Source organism: Phormidium tenue FACHB-1052 (genome assembly GCF_014696675.1).
GTDB classification, from domain to species: domain Bacteria; phylum Cyanobacteriota; class Cyanobacteriia; order Phormidesmidales; family Phormidesmidaceae; genus Nodosilinea; species Nodosilinea tenuis_A.
In genome coordinates, this window is record NZ_JACJQN010000003.1 from 282,135 (window position 1) to 301,966 (window position 19,832).

The window sequence follows — 19,832 nt, forward strand, 5'->3', positions numbered from 1 at the left end:
TGGTTAGGACTTGTGGTTTTAGGGGTGGGAATGGCGATCGCTCAGCCGTTCCCGGCCCTGGCGGCTGACAGCCACCCACCCCTGACATTAGACCTATTGCGCCAGCGGCTAGCGACCCCGGTGCAGCGGGAGGGCAGACCCGCCATTGACCTGCGCTACTACACCATCGATCTGCGGCCAGACAGCCCCCTGACCGATAGCTTTTACCGACTGCTGAGCAGCGGGCTGCAAAGGCCAGCGACGACCCCGGCACTCGACCTGAGCTATGCCGTGGTGCAGGGCGACCTCGACTTGCAGCGCCTGGGCCAGCGCGAACCCCTCTATGGCGACAACCTCTCCCAACTATTGAGCGATGCCGGGCGGGCGCAGCTGAGGCGCGATCGCCAGCGCTTGCTCCAGCTCAGTCGGCTCTCCCAGTCCTTGCTGATTCAGGGTCAGGGCAGCAGCCAGCAAATTTATTTGTTTAAAGCGCCGCTGGTGGTAGCGCAGACCCGCTTCACCGGCCAGGTTCTGGGGGGCGATACGTTTTTTTTGGGCCGGGTGCTGGCCAATGGGGCGGTGTTTGAGCAGGGGCTCTCGGTGGGCGGGGCGCGCTTTAATCGGGCCGTCAACTTTTCGGGGGCCGACTTTCGCCAGGGGGTGCAGGCCAAGGGCAGCTTGTTCTTTGAGCCAGCCCGGTTTGACCAGGGCCAGTTTCGCAGCGGCGCGACCTTTCAGGGGGCCGAGTTTAAGGCCGATGCCAACTTTAGTCGGGCAGTGCTGGCAGGTGATCTCAACTTTAGCCGCGTGCAGTGGCAGGGGGTGGCCGACTTCGCCCGCACGGTGTGGCAGAGTAGCGCCTTTTTTGTGCGCAGCTACTTTGCCAAGGCGCTGTTTTTCACCGAGGCTCGTTTTGACGCGCCGTTGGTACTCCGCCAAACCCGCTTTGGCGAGCCGGTCAACCTGCGCAACGCTATGGTCGGCAGCGAGGTCGATCTGGGAGATGCGATATTTCTGCCAGGGGCTTACCTGAACGTGGCGGGCCTGGAGTTTAGCCTGGAGCAGACCCAGATTTTGGGCACCCCCGGCAAGATTGGTCGGGTGTTTTCGGTGCCGCAGCTGGCGGGCAATGAGACCCTGCTGCGCAACCTGGAGCGCAACTTTCGCAATCAGGAGCAGATTAGCGACGCCAACTCGATTGCCTACACCGCCGAGCGCCTGCGGCTAAAAAGCTGGCAGCAGCGGCTGCTGGGCACCAACGTCAACACCGCTTCGGTGGCGGCCCTGGTGCGGGCGGGCTTTACCGAGGCCCAGGCCGCCGCCGTTGTTGAGCAGCGCCAAACCCGGACCTTCATCGGCACTGAGGGGGTGCTGAGTGTGCCGGGGGTTGACCTGGCAGCGTATCTGAAGGTGCGCGATCGCATCTTCGCCCGCGACACCTTCCCCATTGCCCGCCGATTTACCCTGGCCTTGCAGTGGCTGTGGCTGGGAGGGCTGGTAGTGCTGAGCCGCTACGGCACCAGCTTTGGCCTCACCTTTGGCCTGGGTTTGGTGGCCATTCCCACCTTTGCGCTGATGTTTTGGCTGGTCGATCGCTACCGTCGCCGCCGATCTCCCCCGATTTTGCCGCCCCTAGAAGAGGGACTGTGGCTAGGTGGGGGCTGTAGCCTGCTGCTGGGGCTGGGGCTCAATGCCCTCCTGCGCTCCGCCGACTATCCGCTGCTCACCCTGGGCTTTTTGTTTATGCTGCTGGTGCCGGTGCCCGCCGTGCTGATTGGTCTATTGATCAAACAGGGCCGCTACCACGACCTAATGGCAGAGAGTTACTTCGTCGAAGACGGCAGCCTGCGCCAGCTCAGGCTCTTGATCGCCCGCCTGCCGGTGATTCCAAAGTTTCCATTTTTTCGCGATCGCTACACCTACCTGCTGCTCGATCGCCGCTGGAACTGGCTGAATTATTTAGACTTTAGTCTCAATAACTGGCTAAAGTTTGGCTTTAATGACATTCGATTACGAGACGAGCATGTGCCGGGGCTGATTACCGCTTTGGTGTGGTATCAATGGGGGTTGGGTCTGCTCTACACAGCGCTGCTCCTGTGGACGCTCTCGCGCACCATCCCAGGGCTGAACCTGCTGATTTATTTCTAGCGCCGCTGTTGGCTATCCCTTGACCGTTTTCTGCCCCCCGTGACCCAACCTTCTGTTTCCGATCTCAACCATCAGGCCAAATCCGATCTGCGCCGTCGCCTCATCAGCGCCCGCCAGAGCATTCCCCCCCAGCTGTGGAAGCAAAAGAGCGATCGCATCTGCGCCCACCTGCTCAACTGGAGCTACTTTCGCCAGTGTCGCATTATCCTGGCCTACACCAGCTTTCGCCAAGAGCCCGACCTCAGCCCCCTGACGGCGCACCACCCCCACTGGGGGCTGCCCCGCTGCGTCGATAAAAACCAGCTGACCTGGCACTACTGGTCGGCCAACAGCCGCTGGCCCCTGCGTAAAGGCTCCTACGGCATTATTGAACCCCACCCCAAGTCGCCCCAGGTCGATCTCTCCCTGGTGGATCTTGTTCTTGTGCCCGCTGTCGCCTGCGACGTGCGCGGCTACCGCCTCGGCTACGGCGGCGGCTACTACGATCGCCTGCTCAGCCAGCCCCCCTGGCAGAGCATTCCCACCGTGGGCATTGTGTTTGAATACGCCCGCCTGCCCACCCTACCCAAAGATGTCTGGGACAAGCCCCTCGCCGGAGTCTGCTCCGAAAGCGGCCTATTTTTGGGTGGGAAATAACCTCCCCATCTCCCCCACCCCCCTCATCTTCCCCATCTCCCTTACCCTCCCATGCACGGCCCCAGCCCCACCACCCGCCACCCCATTCCCGGCGTCACCCGCACGGCCTTTCTCAACACCCTAGTCACTAACCCCAACATCCTCGTCGGCGACTACACCTACTACGACGATTTTGAGAATCCTGAGAACTTCGAGCGCAACGTGCTCTACCACTTCGACTTCATCGGCGACAAGCTGATCATCGGCAAGTTCTGCTCCATCGCCTCCGACGTCAAATTCATCATGAACGGCGGCAACCACCGCACCGACTGGTTTACCAATTACCCTTTTCCCGTGTTTGGTCAGGGCTGGGAGTCGGTCATGCCCAGTGAATGGCCGAACAAGGGCGACACCGTGATTGGCCACGACGTGTGGATCGGCTACGGCGCGACTTTCATGCCCGGTGTGCAGGTGGGCGACGGGGCGATTGTCGCCGCCCAGTCGGTGGTGACTAAGGCCGTGCCCCCCTACGCCGTGGTCGGCGGCAACCCCGCCCAAGTGATTCGCTACCGCTTCGACGAAGCCACCATTGAGGCTCTGCTAGACATTCAGTGGTGGCATTGGGAGATTGAAAAAATTACCCGCTACCTGCCCGTCATCTGCGGGGCTGACCTCCAGGCGCTGCAAGAGGCCCTCCGAAACATTTAAGACCCACAAAACGGTAACGCACCTGCTGATCGATTACTCTCGTCACCAGAAAAATCTTGTGGAATGACTGTCCACTCTCTAGCAACACTGACCAGCTCAAGCTGGCCAGTCAGTGTTCTCGGCCTAACCATCTGGGGTATTCTTTGGGCAAATTCCTTCGGGTAGCTAAGAGCATGAGACGGCGCAGCATAGTCAATAGTTTGTTTTTAGCGATCGCAGTGACCGTGCTGTTGGTCTGGCCTTTGGGGTTACGAGCCCCGGCACAGCAAAGCGCTGGCTCCCCCCCACCCCTCGGTAGCGTCGTGCGGCAGTACGAGATGCTGAGCATGCCCAACGCTACCGCCTACTCGGTTTACACCACCAATACGATGACTCCTCACCAGGTGTGGTATCGGGTCTATGGTGGTAATGCTCTATTTCGGCAGCGGCTGCGGGTCTATCAAGAAAATGCAGGCCCTCGCCCAATCAACCAGCTTCCCCCCGAGTCAGAGTTAAAGGCAGACATTACCGATAACGACCCTACCCGCTGGTATCGCTTTGCCCCCGAGGCCGACGTGTTTACCTACTATTTCGACGGCGACAATCGTCTGACGGCCAGAAGCCCTTGGCGCGATGGCTTTGGGGTCAAAGTCAAGCGCACCCGGTACACCAACGGCAACCGCTACGAGGTGGCCTTTGAAGATCAAGACTCCCTAGACGATTTTGATGACCTCAGGATTGAGGTCGTAATTCTTCAACCGGCGTAATATTAAAAAGGCAAAGCCAGGCGAGAAGCTGCGCCTCCTGCGCCAATAGGGGCGATCTGCGCAATCATAGAACGTAGGTATGGGTGAGGAAGGCTATGAATCGCTTTATTATTGGCGGCATTTTGGCGGCTCTAGTGATGATGCTGACGGGCGGGCTCAACCGACTCACAGGCGATCGCAACCCAGAAGGGGGCCTCGCTAGCCAGCAAGACACAACCGCTCAAAATGCCGATGGCCTGGGCTCGCTGCCCATCGAACAGGCCGGTCGCTTGGCACAACGCCAGAGCGAGGTGGGCACCAACGGCACTGCGGCTACGGGCAACAGCTCGTTTACCGACCAGGGCAGCAATCGTGCCACCATCTCGCCAGCCAACACAGGGACGGTGGGCACCAACACGGGAACAACGGGAGCCAACGGCGTCAACCCTGCTCCCGGTAACGTGATTCCCCGCACCGGAGCGGCAACTACCTATCCGACAAGTGGCGACATTGCGCCCATTCAGCCGAGCCTAGTGCAGTCCGATGCGGTACAGCGTCCGGCCCCCGACCCCGACCTAGACTCGATTCCAGCCCTGTGGTAAGCCCATTCTCCTGCGGCAGAGACGCGGCGGCGCGCCCTCCAGTGGCCTAAAATAAGGCTGAGCACTTGAGTTAAACGGCATGGCAAATCAGGGAAGCGACGTCCTGGTAGTGGGCGGCGGGGTTATTGGCTTGGCGATCGCCCTAGAGCTGCGGCAGCAGGGGGCCAGCGTTACCGTGCTCAGCCGCGACTTTCAGCAGGCGGCCAGCCACGCCGCCGCAGGCATGCTGGCCCCCCAGGCAGAAGGGTTGCCGCCAGGGCCAATGCTCGATCTCGCCCTCGCCAGCCTGGCCCTGTATCCTAGCTGGGTGAACAAATTGGAAGCGCTTACCGGGCAGTCGGTGGGCTACTGGCCCTGCGGCATTTTGGCCCCGCGCCGCACTGTACCCGCGTCTTCCTCCCAGAACTGGCTAGATGCGGCGACTCTGGCCTACTATCAGCCCGGCCTTAGCCACAATGTGCAGGGGGCGTTTTGGCACCCCGACGAAGGCCAGGTGGACAACCGTCTATTGGTGCAGGCGTTGCGATCGGCGGTAATCGACCTGGGGGTGACCCTGCACGAGGGCACTGGGGCGATCGCCCTGCGCCAGTACCAGGGGCGCGTTGAGCAGGTTTGCACCGCCCATGCGGGTGACTTTAGCGCCGACCAGGTGGTGCTGGCCACCGGGGCCTGGGCCCATGAGCTATTGCCCCTGCCAGTATTTCCTCGAAAGGGCGAAATGGCCAGCCTGCGGGTGCCCCTCGGCTATGGCACCCCTCAACCCTTGCAGCGGGTTCTGTTTGGCGAAGATATCTACATCGTGCCCCGCCGGGATGGTCGCATTGTGCTGGGGGCCACCAGTCAGGATGTCGGGTTTGCGCCCCACAATACGGCGGGCGGCGTGCATCAGCTAGTGGGCAATGCGATCGCCCTGCTGCCCCTGCTGGCCGACTTCACCCTTGAAGAAACCTGGTGGGGGTACCGTCCTGCCACCCCCGACGAGTGGCCCATCCTCGGCCCTGGCCCCGCCGCCAACCTCACCCTGGCCACTGGCCACTACCGCAACGGTATTTTGCTCACCCCCATCACCGCTCAGCTAGTAGCCCAGGCGGTACTGGGCCAGCCCGACCCGCGCTTAGCTGCGTTCTCCTGGCAGCGCTTCCACACCGCCTCGCCCACACCTCCCCACCTTCCCGTTGTTTCTCCTACCCCTCAGGCTATGACCTTTACCAATGCTGCCCCGGCGACCCCCGCTACCCTGGGGGCCATGTCCTTAGAAAACGACCCGACTGACACCCCTCTAACCATCGCCGGGCGCACCTTTTCGTCGCGGCTGATGACCGGCACCGGCAAGTACGACGACTTTGGGGTGATGCGCCAGAGCATTGCCGCCAGCGGCTGCGAAATTGTCACCGTGGCAGTGCGACGGGTGCAGACCAATGCCCCCGGACACCAGGGGTTAGCCGAAGCCCTTGACTGGTCAAAGATTTGGATGTTGCCCAATACCGCTGGCTGCAAAACCGCTGAGGAAGCCATCCGCGTGGCTCGCCTGGGCCGCGAAATGGCTAAACTGCTGGGCCAGGAAGACAACAACTTCGTCAAGCTCGAAGTCATCCCCGACGCTAAGTACCTGCTGCCCGACCCCATCGGCACCCTGGAGGCTGCTGAACAATTGGTGAAAGAAGGCTTTGCGGTGCTGCCCTACATCAATGCCGACCCGCTGCTGGCCAAGCGCTTAGAAGAGGTAGGCTGCGCCACCGTTATGCCCCTGGGGTCGCCGATTGGCTCGGGCCAGGGCATTCGCAACGCCGCCAACATTCAAATCATCATCGAAACGGCCAAGGTGCCCGTGGTGGTGGATGCCGGGATTGGCACCCCCAGCGAAGCCGCCGAAGCGATGGAAATGGGGGCCGATGCGCTGCTGATCAACACCGCGATCGCTAAAGCCGCCAACCCGATCGCCATGGGCCTCGCCATGGGCCTCGCCACCCTGGCCGGTCGCCTCGCCTACCGCGCCGGGCGGATTCCGGTGCAGGGGGTAGCGAGTGCTAGTTCGCCGCTGACGGGGAGGGTGACGGAGTAGGGGAGTGGGAGGGTGACGGAGTGGGAGAGTGAGGGAGTAGGTGAGTTAGATCGAGTCATCCCTAAGTCCTTTGGACAAACTTTGCCCCCCTTACTCCACCATCCCCTTACCCCATCACCCTATCCCCTAGTCCAAAATCTTCACCCGCCCTAGCTGAATCGCGTCAAACAGGCGGTTGACTTGCTTGCGCTCGCTCTCATCAATAGTGCCGTCGGCGAGAACCAGGGTAGTTAGCTCCTGGTACTGTGCTTGGGTAATGATGCGTGCCTGAATGAGCTGGCTAACGAGATCGGTGATGGGGCAGCCAGCCTGGGATGGCGATGACATAGGGCAGACCCTTGGCAAAGGTATGTACCAGTTGTAACCGGTCGATACCGCTGGTGGCGAATACTACAGGCTCCAGTTGAGCAGGTGGGCAATTTGCTGGGGCAGGGTGAGGGGGTTAAAGGGTTTGGTGATCAGGCCTGTCACCTGGAGGGCGGTGAAGCGGGCGCGATCGCGCGCCAGCACCTTAGAGGTGAGCACAATTACTGGAATCGCCTCGGTGGCGGGGTGGCGGCGCAGCCTATCGTAGATCTCAAAGCCATCCATGTCGGGCATAGAAATATCAAGCAAAATGGCGTCAATGGGAGATTCTTGGGCCAGGTGCAGCCCTTCAACCCCAGAGGTCGCCCCGAGAGTTTCCCAGCCCGCCAGTTCTTCTAAGGCCGCCTGCACGATGGCGCGAATGTCGGCTTCATCGTCGATCAGCAGCACCCGCTTAGCCATGGTTAGTCGCCGACCTCAGCGGCAGCTGCACTAAAAAGGTGCTGCCCTGCCCCAGATGGCTCTCAGCCCAGATGCGCCCCTGGTGCTGCTGCACAATCCGTTTGCAGATCGCCAGGCCTAGCCCCGTGCCGCCGCGCTGCCGCGAGTCCGAGGCATCGACCTGCTGAAATTGATCAAAAATCACCTCCAGCTTTTCGGCAGGAATGCCGCGTCCCTGGTCGCGGACGGTGAGGAGGAGGTGGGGGGTGGGGGGTAAGGGGGTGAGGGGTGAGGGGTTGGGGGGTCTAGGGCTTTGCCCTTCTCGAAGTGTGGCGGTAATTTGCCCCACCTCCTCCACCTGTCCGACCTCCCCACCCCCCACCACTTCCGATTTCACCCACACCGTCTCCCCGTGGCGCGAAAACTTAATGGCGTTGCTGAGCAGGTTCGTGAGCACCTGAATGATCGCATCGGGGGCGGCCCACAGGGTGAGATGGAGCGGCACGAGGGCGATGGTGATGCCGGAGCGATCGGCCAGGGGCTGCACGCTGTCGATCGCCTGGTACATCAGGGTGGCGACCTGGCAGGTTTCTTTTTCGAGCTGCACGTTGCCCGATTCGAGCCGCTCAAAGCTGAGAATGTCGTCCACCAGGCGCACTAGGCGATCGCTGTTGTTGATGGCAATGTCGAGCATGCGGCGGGCCTTTTCGGGGCGATCGGCGTAGACTCCGGCCCCCAGCAGCGCCAGGGCTCCCTGGATGGCGGTGATCGGGGTGCGCAGCTCGTGGCTGACTACGGAGATAAACTCATCTTTCATGCGATCGATGGCCAGGCGTTCACGAATATCCTGCACATGGCCGACGGAGTAGATAGGGTTGCCCGCCCCGTCGTAGATCGGGGCCGCATTGATCACCACTGGAATCACCTCCCCCTGCTTGGTGAGGTAGCGCTTTTCGATCTCGTAGGTGCGTGCTTCGCCTTTCATCATGCGCTGAAACCCCTCCCAGTCAGTTGCCCAGTCGGCGGGGTGGGTGATGTCTTTGAAGGTGAGGGTCAGCAGCTCGGCCTCGGTGTAGCCCAGCAGGGTGCAGTAGTAGGCATTGACCAGCACAAACTGCCCGGTGGTTGACACCAGCGAAATGCCGTGGGGGGCGTCGTCAAAGGCACTGCGAAACCGGGCTTCGCTCTGGCGCAGGGCTTCTTCGGTGCGTTTGCTCTCGGTGGTGTTTTCGACGGTGCCGACCACCCGCACCACCTGGCCCGCCTCGTTAAACAGCGGAAACGCCTTGGAGCGCAGCCAGCGCAGCTCGCCCCCAGGGGTGATGTAGCGATATTCCTGGTCGAAGTTTTCGCCCTGACGCTCTCGCCCGAGGGCGGCGACGATGCGATCGCGATCGTCGGGGTGAATGCCGTCAATCCATTGGGATTCGCTATCGGGGCCGGGGGCCGTCACCGGGTCGATTCCTCGAATTTTCCAGTAGGCCGAATTGACGTAGGCGTAGTGGGCCGTCTCGGTGTCGTAGACAAAAAAGCCCTCCTGTACAGCCTCAGCTAGCTGCCGAAAGCGGGTTTCGCTCTCCTGCAGGGCCAGCTCCACCTGTTTGCGATCGGTGATATCCATCGAGACGCCCATCAGCTTGACCACCCGCCCCTGGTCATCAAAGATCGGCTCGCCTCGGGCATCGAGGTAGTGAACTGAGCCGTCGGGGTGAATGGGGCGCAGGTCAACCTGGTAGGGCAGCCCCTCGGCAATAGCGGTGGCGATGCGCTGGGTGAGGCGATCGCGATCGTCGGGCGGCAGCTTTTGCAGCAGCTCATCGTAGGTGGGCGGGGCCGAGGCTGGCTCCAGCCCCCAGTTGCGAAAGGTCATCTCCGACCAGGAAATCCCCTGGCTGGCGACGTCAAATTCCCAGTAGCCCACCTGGGCCACCCGCTGGGCCAGGGCGAGCTGCTGCTGACTGCGGCGCAGGGCGGCCTCGGCCCGGTGGCGATCGGTGATGTCGCGGTGGGTGACGATCAGACAGTCCTGGCCATCCAGGGTCTGGGCCTCGGCGGAGAGCAGCACGGTTTTAACCTCGCCCCCCTTAGTTAAAATCTGAATTTCTAGATTGCGCACCCGACCCTGCTGCTCTAGCAGGGTACGGTAGACGCGGCGCTGGCTCAGATCGGCCCACAGGTTGAGTTCGATGGCCGTGCGCCCCACCATCTCGTCGCGATCGTAGCCAAAAAACTCCAGCAGGCTGTGGTTGACATCCAGCAGGCGGCCCTCGGCCCGCGTGGCGATCGCCATGGGGTCGGGGCTGGTGCGAAAGATGGTGATGAACTTGGTTTCTGACTCGGCCAGGGTGCTCTGCAAACGCTGAAACGATTGCTGGAGCTGTTCGGCCATCTGGTTAAAGGAGCGGGCCAGGTGGTTAAACTCGCTGATGCGGCTGTTGGTGGGCAACCGCTGGGCCAAATTGCCCGCCGCCAGCTCGCTGCTGACCCGAGCAAACAGCCGCAGGCGGGCCAGGAGCGCCTGGGTGAGCAGCAGCCCCAGGGCGATCGCCCCCCCCAGGGTAACCAGCAGCAGCAGTACAGTCTGATTGGCACGATCGGCTTGCCACTGGGCTGAGTCGCCCGCCACCACCATCGCCAGCAGGGCAAACAGCACCAGCGGCACCGTGAGCACCCAGTGCAGTGGTAGCGGGGGCGATAGGCTGAGGCGGGGCAGACCCATAGGCGCAACGATAGAGCACGGCAGGGCTAAGGCACAGCCCTTTGGTCACAGTTAGCTTGGTCACAGTTAGCTTGGTCACAGTTAGCAAGGGCGTCTTCTTCACCCGCCGGAATCATCAGCGATCGCTTCAGCAGCTCTAATCGGTGGGATAGCTGGGGCCGCAGTTTGGGGTGGGGGGCAGAGCGCAGCAGCCGCTCGATCACCTCCGCCATCTCTGAAGCCTGGGCATAGCCAAACAGCCCCAGCCCCCCTGCCAGCCGGTGGGCTTCGGTGGTGGCTAGCTGCCGCAGCTCAGGGCTAAAGGTGTCTGATTCTAGCGCCTGCATGGCCCGATCTAACACCCCCAGCCGCTGCTCCAGGGAGGCTCGAAACCGCTGGGTTGCCTGCTGCATCACCCGATCTAGCCGGGGTGAACTCGTCGCGGGGGCCGGTTCAGACTCGTCGGCGGGCACCGCCTTGAGCCGATAGCCCAGCCCATAGACCGTCTCAATGGGGCTGGTGACCAGGCCCGCTGCCTTGAGCCGCTGGCGCAGATCTTTGATCAGGTTGGTGACCGAGCCTTCGACCGGGGTGTCGGCCATGGGCCACAGGTGGTCGATGATGGCGCTGCGGGTCAGCATCCGCTGGGGCTGGCGCAAAAACAGCTCCAGCAGTTCATATTCTTTGGGGCGGCAGGCAATCGGCTGTTGGCGGTAGGTCACCTGGGTGAGGGCCGGGTCGAGACGCAGCTCGCCCCAGCTCAGCACCGGGGCCGTGACGCTGCTGCGTCGCAGCAAGGCCCGCACCCGCGCCAGCAGCTGGGGCGCATCGCCGGTTTTAGCCAGGTAGTCGTCGGCCCCAGCGTCTAGCCCGGCGACAATGTCAGCGCTGGTGGCCTTGACCGTGAGCATAAGAATAGGGGTGCGGTTGCCCTGGGCGCGCAGGCGGCGGCAGACCTCTGGCCCGTCTAAAGTCGGCAGCAGCCAGTCGACAATCAACAGGTCGTAGGGCCAGCGGCTGGCCAGATCGAGGCCGGTGGCCCCATCGGCGACCGCATCGACGGCGTAGCGATGGCTGGTTAGGGTATCGGCTAAAAACTCACTGGTGGATGGGTCATCCTCTAGCAGCAGTATTTTCATTACCAGGGGGCATCACAAAAAATATATCTAAAGGAGGGTGTTATCTTGCCCCCACCATACTCCGCTAGCCGACTGACCACAATCCCCCACCTCGGTAATGGAAACCGTTTAGGCCGGTCGATGGCGGGGCTGCTGAATAAACGCTTCCACCTGGTCGGGGGGCAGCGGCGGCGCAATCCAGTAGCCCTGAATGGCGTCGCAGCCCAACTGCTCTAGGCGGCGAGTTTGAAACTCGGTTTCGACCCCTTCGGCAATCACCGTCATGCCCAACGACTTGGCAATTTGAATGATGGCTTTGACGATGCTGACATCGTCGTGGTCAACGTCAATGTTTTCGACAAACGACTGGTCGATCTTGAGGGTGTTGATCGGAAAGCGCTTGAGATAGCTGAGGGAAGAGTAGCCGGTGCCAAAGTCATCAATTTTGATGTCAACTCCCTGCTCTTGCAGATTCGAGAGGGTTGACAGCACGCCCTTCACATTCAGCAGCAGCAGGCTCTCGGTCACCTCTAGACCAAAGTTGGTGGCCGGCAGCGCGGTGCGAGCCAAAACAGCTTTGATCTGCTCAAAAAATTCGGGCCGCTCAAACTGCGCCGCCGCCACGTTCACATTCATCTTCAGCCCCCTGACCAGCGGGAACCGGTCACACCAGTCGGCCATCTGTCGGCAGGCCGTCTCAAAAATCCACTTGCTGAGGGGAATAATCAGCCCCGTTTCCTCCGCCAGGGGAATAAATTCGCCGGGGGAAATCAGCCCGCGCTGGGGATGCACCCACCGCACCAGCGCCTCAAACCCCAGCAGCTGCCGATCGCGCAGGCTGACGATGGGCTGGTAGTAGAGCACGAAGTCTTGATGCTCTAGGGCCTGGCGCAGCTGGGTTTCTAGCTCAAATAGGGCGATCGCGCTGGCGTGCATGGCCGGGTTAAAAATTTCGTAGCCCGACGCCTGCCCCCCACCCTTGGCCCGATACATGGCGTTGTCGGCGTCGCGCAGCATGTCTTCGCCCCGCTCGTAGTCGGGGCTGGCCAGGGCAATGCCCAGGCTGGCGGAGGTAAACACGGTGCGGCCCATCAGCTGAAATGGCGCTTTGATATCGGCCTGAATGCGCTCTACCACATGGATGGCTTCGTTCAAACTGGTGATTTGCTCTAGCAAAATCACAAACTCGTCGCCCCCCAGCCGGGCCACTGTGTCGCTGACCCTGACGTGGCGTTGCAGAATGTGGGCAATTTGCACCAGCAGCTCGTCGCCCACCAGGTGGCCGAGGCTGTCGTTGATCACCTTAAAGCGGTCTAAGTCGATGAACAACACCGCAAACAGCTGATCGGGGTGGCGTTTGAACCGCTGCATCACCTGCTCTAACCGCTCGGTGAACAGGGCGCGGTTGGGCAGGCCGGTGAGGGCGTCGTGCAGGGCCTGGTGGCGCAGTTCTTCTTCGGCTAGTTTGCGATCGCTGATGTCGATAAAGGTGACCACCACCTGGGTTAGCCGCTGGGCCTCATCAAAGGTGGGAAACGCGTTGACCAACACCCAGGTGCAGTCTTGAGCCTGGGTGGAGCAAATGCCCAGCACGCGGTTTTGCAGGGGCCGCTGGCTGGCGAGCACCTGCGTCACCGGATAGTGCTCGGGCGCCAGCGCCAGGCCGGTTTCATCCACAATTGCCCAGGGCGGGTTGTCGGTGCGCTGGCCCACCATGTCTTCCATCGGCAGCCCCAGCAGCTGCACCGCCATCTGATTGCACATGACAATGGTGGTATCGGGAGCATGGACAATCACCCCAGCATGGAGATGGTCGACCAAAAGGCGATAGTTGGCCTCGCTGTGGCGTAGCTTTTGCAGGGCGATCTTCAGGGAGTAGGTTTGCTTTTGCAGCGACTGATTGGCTGTGGCCAGGGCCGTGGTGCGCCCCTCAACTCGCTGCTCTAGGGTGTCTAGGGTTTGCCGCAGCTGGTTCACCATGTGGTTAAACGCCTGGGCTACCGCCGTAAATTCGTTGTCGCCGGTGAGTTTTAAGGGCTGGCTGAGGTCTTGCTGGGCAATGCGCTGGGCGGCGATCGCCATCAGCGTCAGCGGCGTCATAATCCGCCGCCCCAGCACCACGCTGGCCCCGATCGCCAGGGCCAGGGCCGTCAGGGCCGTAGCCAGCAGGGCGGCGCTGCTCTGGTTGGCGGTGTTGGCCAGCTCCAGGCGGGCTGCCGCGGCGCGGGTGGAGGAGCGCTCGCTAATGGTTTGAATAATCTCGTTGATGTCCCGGTTGATATTGGCCGCAATGATGCGGTTGACCTGCACCTGCTGATCGAGAAACAGCAGCGCATTGAGGGAGAGACTGTAGGTTTGCATCAGCGCCTGGGCCTCAGGGTCTAGCGCCCCCGCTGGCAGTTGCTCCAGGGTGGCCTTCAGCTGGTCTAACCCCGATTGCAGAGCGTCGAGATAGGCCAGATCTTGGGTATTCAGGTAGGTCTGCTGATCGGCCATTAGCTGCCACACCAGCCTATGCAGGGTGGCGATCTCGGGGCGCTGGCTGTCGGGCAGGGCGGCGAGCAAATCTTCGAGCTGCTGGTGAACCTCATGGTTGAGACTGTCCTCAGCAATGCGGCGAGTGGTGGTGTCAAAGGCCGCTTCGTAGTTGTTAAACAGCGAATCCAGCAGGGCAAATTCCTCGGCTAGCTCGGGGTTCTGCGCTTCTAGTTCCCTCAGGTCGGCTAGGTTTTGGCGGGCCTGGGCCATGTAGGTATGGTTAGTTTGCACATGCCCCTGGGCTTTGGCACTGACATCGCCCCCCTGCCAGGTGTCAAAATAGGCCTCCTCAGCCTGCCGAGCCAGCAAAAAGTTGGTTTTTAACTCCAGACTCCGCTCCCGCAGCTGGGCGGCGTTGTCGAGGGTGGCCTGGCTGCGAGATCGCAGCCGCTGCAAACTGCCGTAGCCAATGGCGGCGCTGAGGCCGTGCAGCAGCAAAATGATGCCAAACCCCAGCATCAGCTGAGCTCGAATGGTTTTAAACCACCGCAGACGGCCCCTCATGGCGATCCCTCATCCGCCATTAGCTGCCTGACGGTAGCCTGGAGCTGGTCGGCGGCCAGGGCTGGCTCTACCCCGTCGTAGATGGCGTGAATGGCCGCTGCGATCGCTAAAGCCACCTGGTTCCAGCGGGGGTGCAGCACGGCGGTCGGACGCGAGGTCTGCATGGCGGTCTGCACGGCCAGAGCATAGTCAAAGTTGATCGCCTCAGTGTAGACCGACGGCGTCAGCCAGCTCGAAAACCGGGGTGCCCCCCAGGTAGCAACGGCAATTTTGGCTTCCATCTCTGGGCTGGTGGCCCATTGAATAAACAGCCAGGCGGCCTGGGGATGGTTAGAGCGCTGGGGAATGCCAAGCCCCCACAGCCAGTGGCCGGTCAGGCTCTGTTGGTGAACTCGGGGCAGCACGGTGTAGCCCACCTGACCGGCGATCGCCGAGGTTTCACGCTGCTCAAAGACAGGCCCAAACAGGCTGGCATCGATGTAAAACGCCGCTTTTCCTGCCTGAAATAGCTGGGTGGCCTCTCGCCAGTTCATCTGTTTGATATCGGCTGGCCCCGCCTGCATCAGCTGGGCATAGGTGGTCAGCCCCTCAACCACGCGAGGATCGGTGAGGGAAGGCTGTTGCCAGTCACCGTCAAACCACAGGTTAAAGGGCAGCGGAGTTGGCTCCCCTCCCCAGCCATTGAGCACAAGTCCCGTCACCGTATCGATAATGACGTCAGATTTAACCCCACGCATCACCGCCCCAATGGCCTGCCCGCTCTCGTTGATCTGAGCCGCAGCCTGCACCAGCTCGGCCATGGTTTGGGGCACTCGACCCGCCAAAAATTGATTTACTAGCCGCTTGTTGTAGAACAGAATATACGCTTCAAAGGTAGCGGGGATGCCAAACAGCTGGGGGCTACTATCGTCGGGCGGATACATAGCCGCCAGCCGAAACCCCTCGGGAAAGTCAAATAGGTTGTAGTTGGCCACCGTTAGCTTAGGGTCGTTGAGCCACGGTGTCAGCGGCAGCAGCAGATCGTCTTTCCACAGGCGGTAGGCGGTAGAGTCCATCGGCAAGAAGAAGACATCCATTGGCACGGGGTCAGCCCGCAGCAGAGCCTCCATCTCCGCAAAGTAGGCCGGTTCTGCCACCGTGCGAGGCTGGAGAGTGATGCCGGTTAGAGCCTCAAAGTCGGGCAGGTAGGGCAGCAGGCCCGTCGTCCAGGGGTGATCGTCTAGCAGCAGGCCGATCTGAGCGCCTGCAAACCGTCGCCAGTCAAAATTTTGATTAGACTCGATCGCTGTTCCATCGGCAGGGAGTCGAGCCGGTGGTTGGCAAGTGGTCAAACGCGTGACCCCCGCCGCCGCCGCCAGCTGCATAAATCGACGGCGACGCAGCACCCCCATAGACTGAGCGAATAGCTTTGGCATCACGGCAACGATTTAAAGGAACAGGAACCATTGAGAGATGCACCGGCTGTTTCCTTAAGCATGCCCCAGGGGCGCAAGTTGCCGACCCTGGACGGAAAGGCAGCGCAAGATTAGGCCTAAAGACTTAACCCCCATGGGCAATGGCCCCCCAACCTGCCGATGGTTAGGGGGCCTATTTTCCCACAGGGTTTGCCCCAGTCGGTTGAAGATTAAGTCAATTGAACCTTAAGTCCAATAATTGCTGCTGTAGCTACACAGAGTATTTGACCAATTCCCCAGGGCTGATGGTCTCAAGCACGGTGTCGGGCGTAAAGTAGCCCAGGGCCTGAATGATGCGAGCAATGCAGCCCGTCCAGCCGGTCTGGTGGCTGGCCCCAATGCCCGAGCCGTCGTCGCCGTGGAAATATTCGTAGAACAAAATTAGATCCTGCCAGTGGGGGTCGGTCTGAAACTTCTCGGCCCCGCCGTAAACCGGGCGGCGACCGTTTTCATCTTTGGTAAAGATGCTGACCAGGCGCTCGCTGATGCACTGGGTGATTTCAAACAGGGTCTTTTCGTCGCCCGAGCCGGTGGGATACTCCAGTTTGAAATCGTCGCCGTAGTAGCTGTAGAGCTGCAAGAGCGCCCGAATCAGCAGCAGGTTGACGGGCATCCAGATCGGGCCGCGCCAGTTGGAGTTGCCGCCAAACATGCCCGAGGTCGAGTCGCCGGGCACGTAGCCGACTTTGTACTCCTGCCCGGCGTGGTAGAAGACGTAGGGATGGTCGTGGTGGAAGCGCGACAGAGAGCGAATGCCGTAGTCACTCAAAAATTCGCCCTCGTCGAGCATGCGGCTGAGCACCTTGCGCAGCTTGTCTTCATTGAGAATCGACAGCATCAGGCGGTGGTTGTAGCCCTGCTTGATCGGCAGATGCACATTGCCCACCAGCTCGGGGTGGCGAGCGATGAACTTCTCGACCCGCTCCCGCAGCCGAGGCAGCTCGGTAAAGGCCTCGCGGGGGAAGACGGCGACGGCCATCAGCGAGAGCAGGCCGACCAGCGATCGCACCTTCAGCCGGGTCGAGTTGCCGTCCGGTAACCGCAGCACATCGTAGAAAAAGCCGTCCTCTTCATCCCACAGCTCGTCCTGGTGGGTGCCGATGCGATCCATCGCCCCGGCAATCCACATGGTGTGCTCAAAGAACTTGATTGCCAGGTCTTCGTAGAGGTGGTCGTGGAGGGCCAGCTCGATCGCAATCTGAAACATCCGCTGGCTAAAGAACACCATCCAGGCGGTGCCGTCGGCCTGCTCCAGCCTGCCCCCGGTGGGCAGCGGCGAGCTGCGGTCAAACACGCCGATGTTGTCGAGGCCAAGGAACCCGCCCTCAAACAGGTTGTTGCCGCCCTCGTCTTTGCGGTTGACCCACCAGGTGAAGTTGATCAGCAGCTTCGAAAAGGCGTACTTGAGAAACTCCAGGTCGCCCTGGCCGTTGTTGCGCTCGCGATCGCGCACATAGATCTCCCAGGTAGCAAAGGCGTGGACGGGCGGGTTGACATCGCCAAAGTTCCACTCGTAGGCCGGAATCTGGCCGTTGGGGTGCAGGTAGTCTTCGCGCAGCATCAGCATTAGCTGCGACTTGGCAAAGTCGGGGTCAATCAGGCTGATGGGGATGACGTGAAAGGCCAGGTCCCACGCCGCGTACCAGGGGTACTCCCACTTGTCGGGCATCGACACGATGTCGTCGTTCATCATGTGAAACCACTCGCTGTTGCGCACATTACGCTTGTCGATCACGGGCGTCCAGGGGGTGACGTTGCGTTCGCGCAGCCAGAGGTCGAGGTCGTAGTAGAAGTACTGCTTGGTCCACATCATGCCGGCCAGAGCCTGGCGCATGACGTTGGCGCGATCGCCATCCGCCAAGATCGCAGGCGGAATCACTGTGGCGTAAAACTCGTCGGCCTCTTTCAGCCGCGCCGCAAACTGGTCGTCAAAATAGGCCCCAAAGGGGTCACCCACCTGATCAGGGCTGCTCTTGGTCAGCCGCAGCTTCACCACCACCGTTTCGCCCGCCCCCACAGTGAGCTGGTAGTGGGGCGAAACTTTGGTGCCCACCCCATCGGGGTTGACCAAGTCGGTTTTGCCGTCCACCACATAGTTATTGATGCCGTCTTTGACGTAGGGGCTGGAGTTGAGGGTGCCAAAGATGCGCTCGTTGTTAGTTTCGTTTTCGGTAAACAGCAGCGGCACCCCGGCGTCGCAGTAGAAATAGTAGTCGCGCATCAAGTCCGTCAGCTCTGGGTTGGTGACGCAGGCCTGCACTACCCCATTGCCCAAAGCCTTCAGCTCCGACTTTTCGCCGGTTTCCTTCCACGACCAGGTGTTGCGAAACCATAGGGTAGGCAGCAGGTGCAGCGGCGCTGCCTCCAGCCCCCGATTGGCCACGCTGATCTGAATCAGCACGTCTTCGGCGTCGGCCTTGGCGTACTCTACAAACACGTCGAAGTAGCGGTCGTCGTCAAAAATGCCCGTATCTAGCAGCTCGTACTCCAGCTCGTAGCGGTTGCGGCTGCGGTTGGTGTTGACCAGATCTTCGTAGGGATAGGCCGCCTGGGGGTACTTGTAGAGGTACTTCATGTAGGAATGGGTCGGCGTGCTGTCGAGGTAGAAGTAGTACTCCTTCACGTCTTCGCCGTGGTTGCCCTGGCTGTTGGTCAGGCCAAACAGCCGCTCTTTGAGAATGGGGTCCTGACCATTCCACAACGCCAGAGCAAAGCACAGCAGGTTGTGGTCGTCGGTAATGCCGCCGAGGCCATCTTCGCCCCAGCGGTAAGCCCGCGATCGCGCCTGGTCGTGGGGAAAATAATCCCAGGCGTTGCCGTCGGTGCTGTAGTCTTCGCGCACGGTGCCCCACTGGCGCTCGCTCAGGTAAGGCCCCCACTTTTGCCAGGGGGCAATTTGGGCACGGGTTTCGGCTAGGCGATTGGCTTCTGCGCTCACGGTGCTGCTCCTGCCTGATGAAAGTAGCTAGATTTTTGCCCAATCCCCAGGGGAGCCTTAAAAATCTCAAAAAGACTTAAACCCCGAGGGAGCAGGCTAGCCGCTATCTTCTCGAAACTTCCTATGAAATTCCTATGGTCGACGGCGACTATGGGAAAGACAGAGTTTTGAATTTCGAATTTTGAATTTTTAGTTTTGAATGCATTCTCGTAACTCAACACTCAACATTCAAAACTCTATCTCCACGCCTCAACTCCCCCACCCCTTCACTCCCCACTCTCCCTTCCCCCATGTTCGACTTCCTCCGCGCCCAGCCCGCCAGCCCCAGCCCTACCCAGATCGCCCGCTACTGCCGCACCCTTGGCTGGGTCGGGCTGATTCTTCAGTCGTTGTTGGGGGTGATGCCGCTACTGGTGGTAATTGCCCGCATGGTGATCAACCCCCAGTGGCGCGATGTGCGATCGTCCTGGGGATTGTGGCTGGCGGTGTTGGGGCTGGGGATTTTGCTGTTTAGCATCTACTGGTGCTTCCGCTATATCGGCATGGCGCGGCGGCTCGACGACCCAGACCTGCGCCCGGCCAAGTCGACGGTGAAGCGCAACCTCAAGCTGGGGCTGCTGAGCAACCTGGCGCTGATGTCGATCGGCGTGCTGCTGGCCCTCTGGCGAGTGACGCTGCTGAGCATCAAAATGCTGACCATTCCCCAGGGCACTACGGTGGTTACCCCCGGTGCAGCAGCGGTGCCCGGCGGGCTAATTACCCCCTCCAGCATGATTGCGATTCAGGCGATGGTGAGTGCGATCGCCGCTGGTTTAGTCGGTGTGGTCATCGCCCTACTGTTGATCTACCAGGTGGGCCGCCACCGCAACTCCCCAGATTTGTTTACTTAAAATTTCGGCGTTGCATAATTGAGAGATGAATTAGGGTAATCTGCGATGCAATGTCCAGACTGTGGAGCCACGCATATCCGTAAGAATGGTAAACGGAAAGGTAAGC

The 19,832-nt window shown here is 60.9% G+C and carries 15 protein-coding genes and 1 pseudogene; 9 read left to right on the forward strand and 7 right to left on the reverse strand.

Annotated features, from left to right (window positions below):
• Positions 1-30: 30 nt before the first annotated feature.
• From H6G07_RS07370 to H6G07_RS26850, 7 genes and pseudogenes are all read left to right on the forward strand, one after another.
• Positions 31-2,127 (forward strand): pentapeptide repeat-containing protein, encoded by a 2,097-nt coding sequence (locus H6G07_RS07370; RefSeq protein WP_199311958.1) that lies wholly within the window; start codon positions 31-33, stop codon positions 2,125-2,127.
• A gap of 39 nt (positions 2,128-2,166) precedes the next feature.
• Positions 2,167-2,763 (forward strand): 5-formyltetrahydrofolate cyclo-ligase, encoded by a 597-nt coding sequence (locus tag H6G07_RS07375; protein WP_073607728.1) that lies wholly within the window; start codon positions 2,167-2,169, stop codon positions 2,761-2,763.
• Positions 2,764-2,814: 51 nt separating this feature from the next.
• A complete protein-coding gene (locus H6G07_RS07380) occupies positions 2,815-3,450 on the forward strand; it encodes a CatB-related O-acetyltransferase (protein WP_073607729.1) in 636 nt (211 codons plus the stop codon).
• 173 nt (positions 3,451-3,623) lie between these two features.
• A complete protein-coding gene (locus H6G07_RS07385; protein WP_139296963.1) occupies positions 3,624-4,196 on the forward strand; it encodes a hypothetical protein in 573 nt (190 codons plus the stop codon).
• Between the two features lie 95 nt (positions 4,197-4,291).
• The gene (locus H6G07_RS07390) at positions 4,292-4,777 is read left to right on the forward strand and encodes a hypothetical protein (RefSeq protein WP_073607731.1); all 486 of its coding nucleotides are present in this window, start codon (positions 4,292-4,294) and stop codon (positions 4,775-4,777) included.
• Between the two features lie 79 nt (positions 4,778-4,856).
• A pseudogene (gene thiO, locus H6G07_RS26845) lies at positions 4,857-5,864 on the forward strand (glycine oxidase ThiO); the annotation flags it as partial.
• 159 nt (positions 5,865-6,023) lie between these two features.
• Positions 6,024-6,839: a thiazole synthase gene (locus H6G07_RS26850; protein WP_242026664.1), complete on the forward strand. Its 816-nt coding sequence runs from the start codon at positions 6,024-6,026 to the stop codon at positions 6,837-6,839.
• Positions 6,840-6,965: 126 nt separating this feature from the next.
• On the opposite strand, the gene H6G07_RS07400 is transcribed toward H6G07_RS26850, so the two are convergent.
• From H6G07_RS07400 to H6G07_RS07430, 7 genes are all read right to left on the reverse strand, one after another.
• Positions 6,966-7,166: a hypothetical protein gene (locus H6G07_RS07400; RefSeq protein WP_073607733.1), complete on the reverse strand. Its 201-nt coding sequence runs from the start codon at positions 7,164-7,166 to the stop codon at positions 6,966-6,968.
• 63 nt (positions 7,167-7,229) lie between these two features.
• Positions 7,230-7,607, reverse strand: coding sequence for a response regulator (locus H6G07_RS07405; protein ID WP_073607734.1), 378 nt, complete (start codon positions 7,605-7,607; stop codon positions 7,230-7,232).
• Positions 7,600-10,305 (reverse strand): HAMP domain-containing histidine kinase, encoded by a 2,706-nt coding sequence (locus tag H6G07_RS07410; protein WP_073607735.1) that lies wholly within the window; start codon positions 10,303-10,305, stop codon positions 7,600-7,602. The genes H6G07_RS07405 and H6G07_RS07410 overlap by 8 nt, the downstream gene beginning before the upstream one ends.
• Positions 10,306-10,331: 26 nt before the next feature.
• Positions 10,332-11,423, reverse strand: a complete 1,092-nt coding sequence (locus H6G07_RS07415; RefSeq protein ID WP_073607736.1) for a response regulator — start codon at positions 11,421-11,423, stop codon at positions 10,332-10,334.
• Between the two features lie 108 nt (positions 11,424-11,531).
• A complete protein-coding gene (locus tag H6G07_RS26645) occupies positions 11,532-14,444 on the reverse strand; it encodes an EAL domain-containing protein (RefSeq protein WP_073607737.1) in 2,913 nt (970 codons plus the stop codon).
• Positions 14,441-15,859 carry an ABC transporter substrate-binding protein gene (locus H6G07_RS07425; RefSeq protein WP_199311959.1) on the reverse strand — a complete coding sequence of 473 codons (1,419 nt, stop codon included), beginning with the start codon at positions 15,857-15,859 and terminating at the stop codon, positions 14,441-14,443. The genes H6G07_RS26645 and H6G07_RS07425 overlap by 4 nt, the downstream gene beginning before the upstream one ends.
• A 250-nt stretch (positions 15,860-16,109) precedes the next feature.
• The gene (locus tag H6G07_RS07430; RefSeq protein ID WP_073607738.1) at positions 16,110-18,836 is read right to left on the reverse strand and encodes an MGH1-like glycoside hydrolase domain-containing protein; all 2,727 of its coding nucleotides are present in this window, start codon (positions 18,834-18,836) and stop codon (positions 16,110-16,112) included.
• Positions 18,837-19,126: 290 nt separating this feature from the next.
• On the opposite strand from H6G07_RS07430, the gene H6G07_RS07435 reads away from it, so the two are divergent.
• Both H6G07_RS07435 and H6G07_RS27030 read left to right on the forward strand, forming a co-directional pair.
• Positions 19,127-19,726, forward strand: a complete 600-nt coding sequence (locus tag H6G07_RS07435; RefSeq protein ID WP_073607740.1) for a DUF3611 family protein — start codon at positions 19,127-19,129, stop codon at positions 19,724-19,726.
• Positions 19,727-19,771: 45 nt separating this feature from the next.
• Positions 19,772-19,832, forward strand: a 61-nt coding sequence (locus tag H6G07_RS27030) for a transposase-like zinc-binding domain-containing protein (protein WP_422393855.1), incomplete at its 3' end; no start/stop codon positions are given.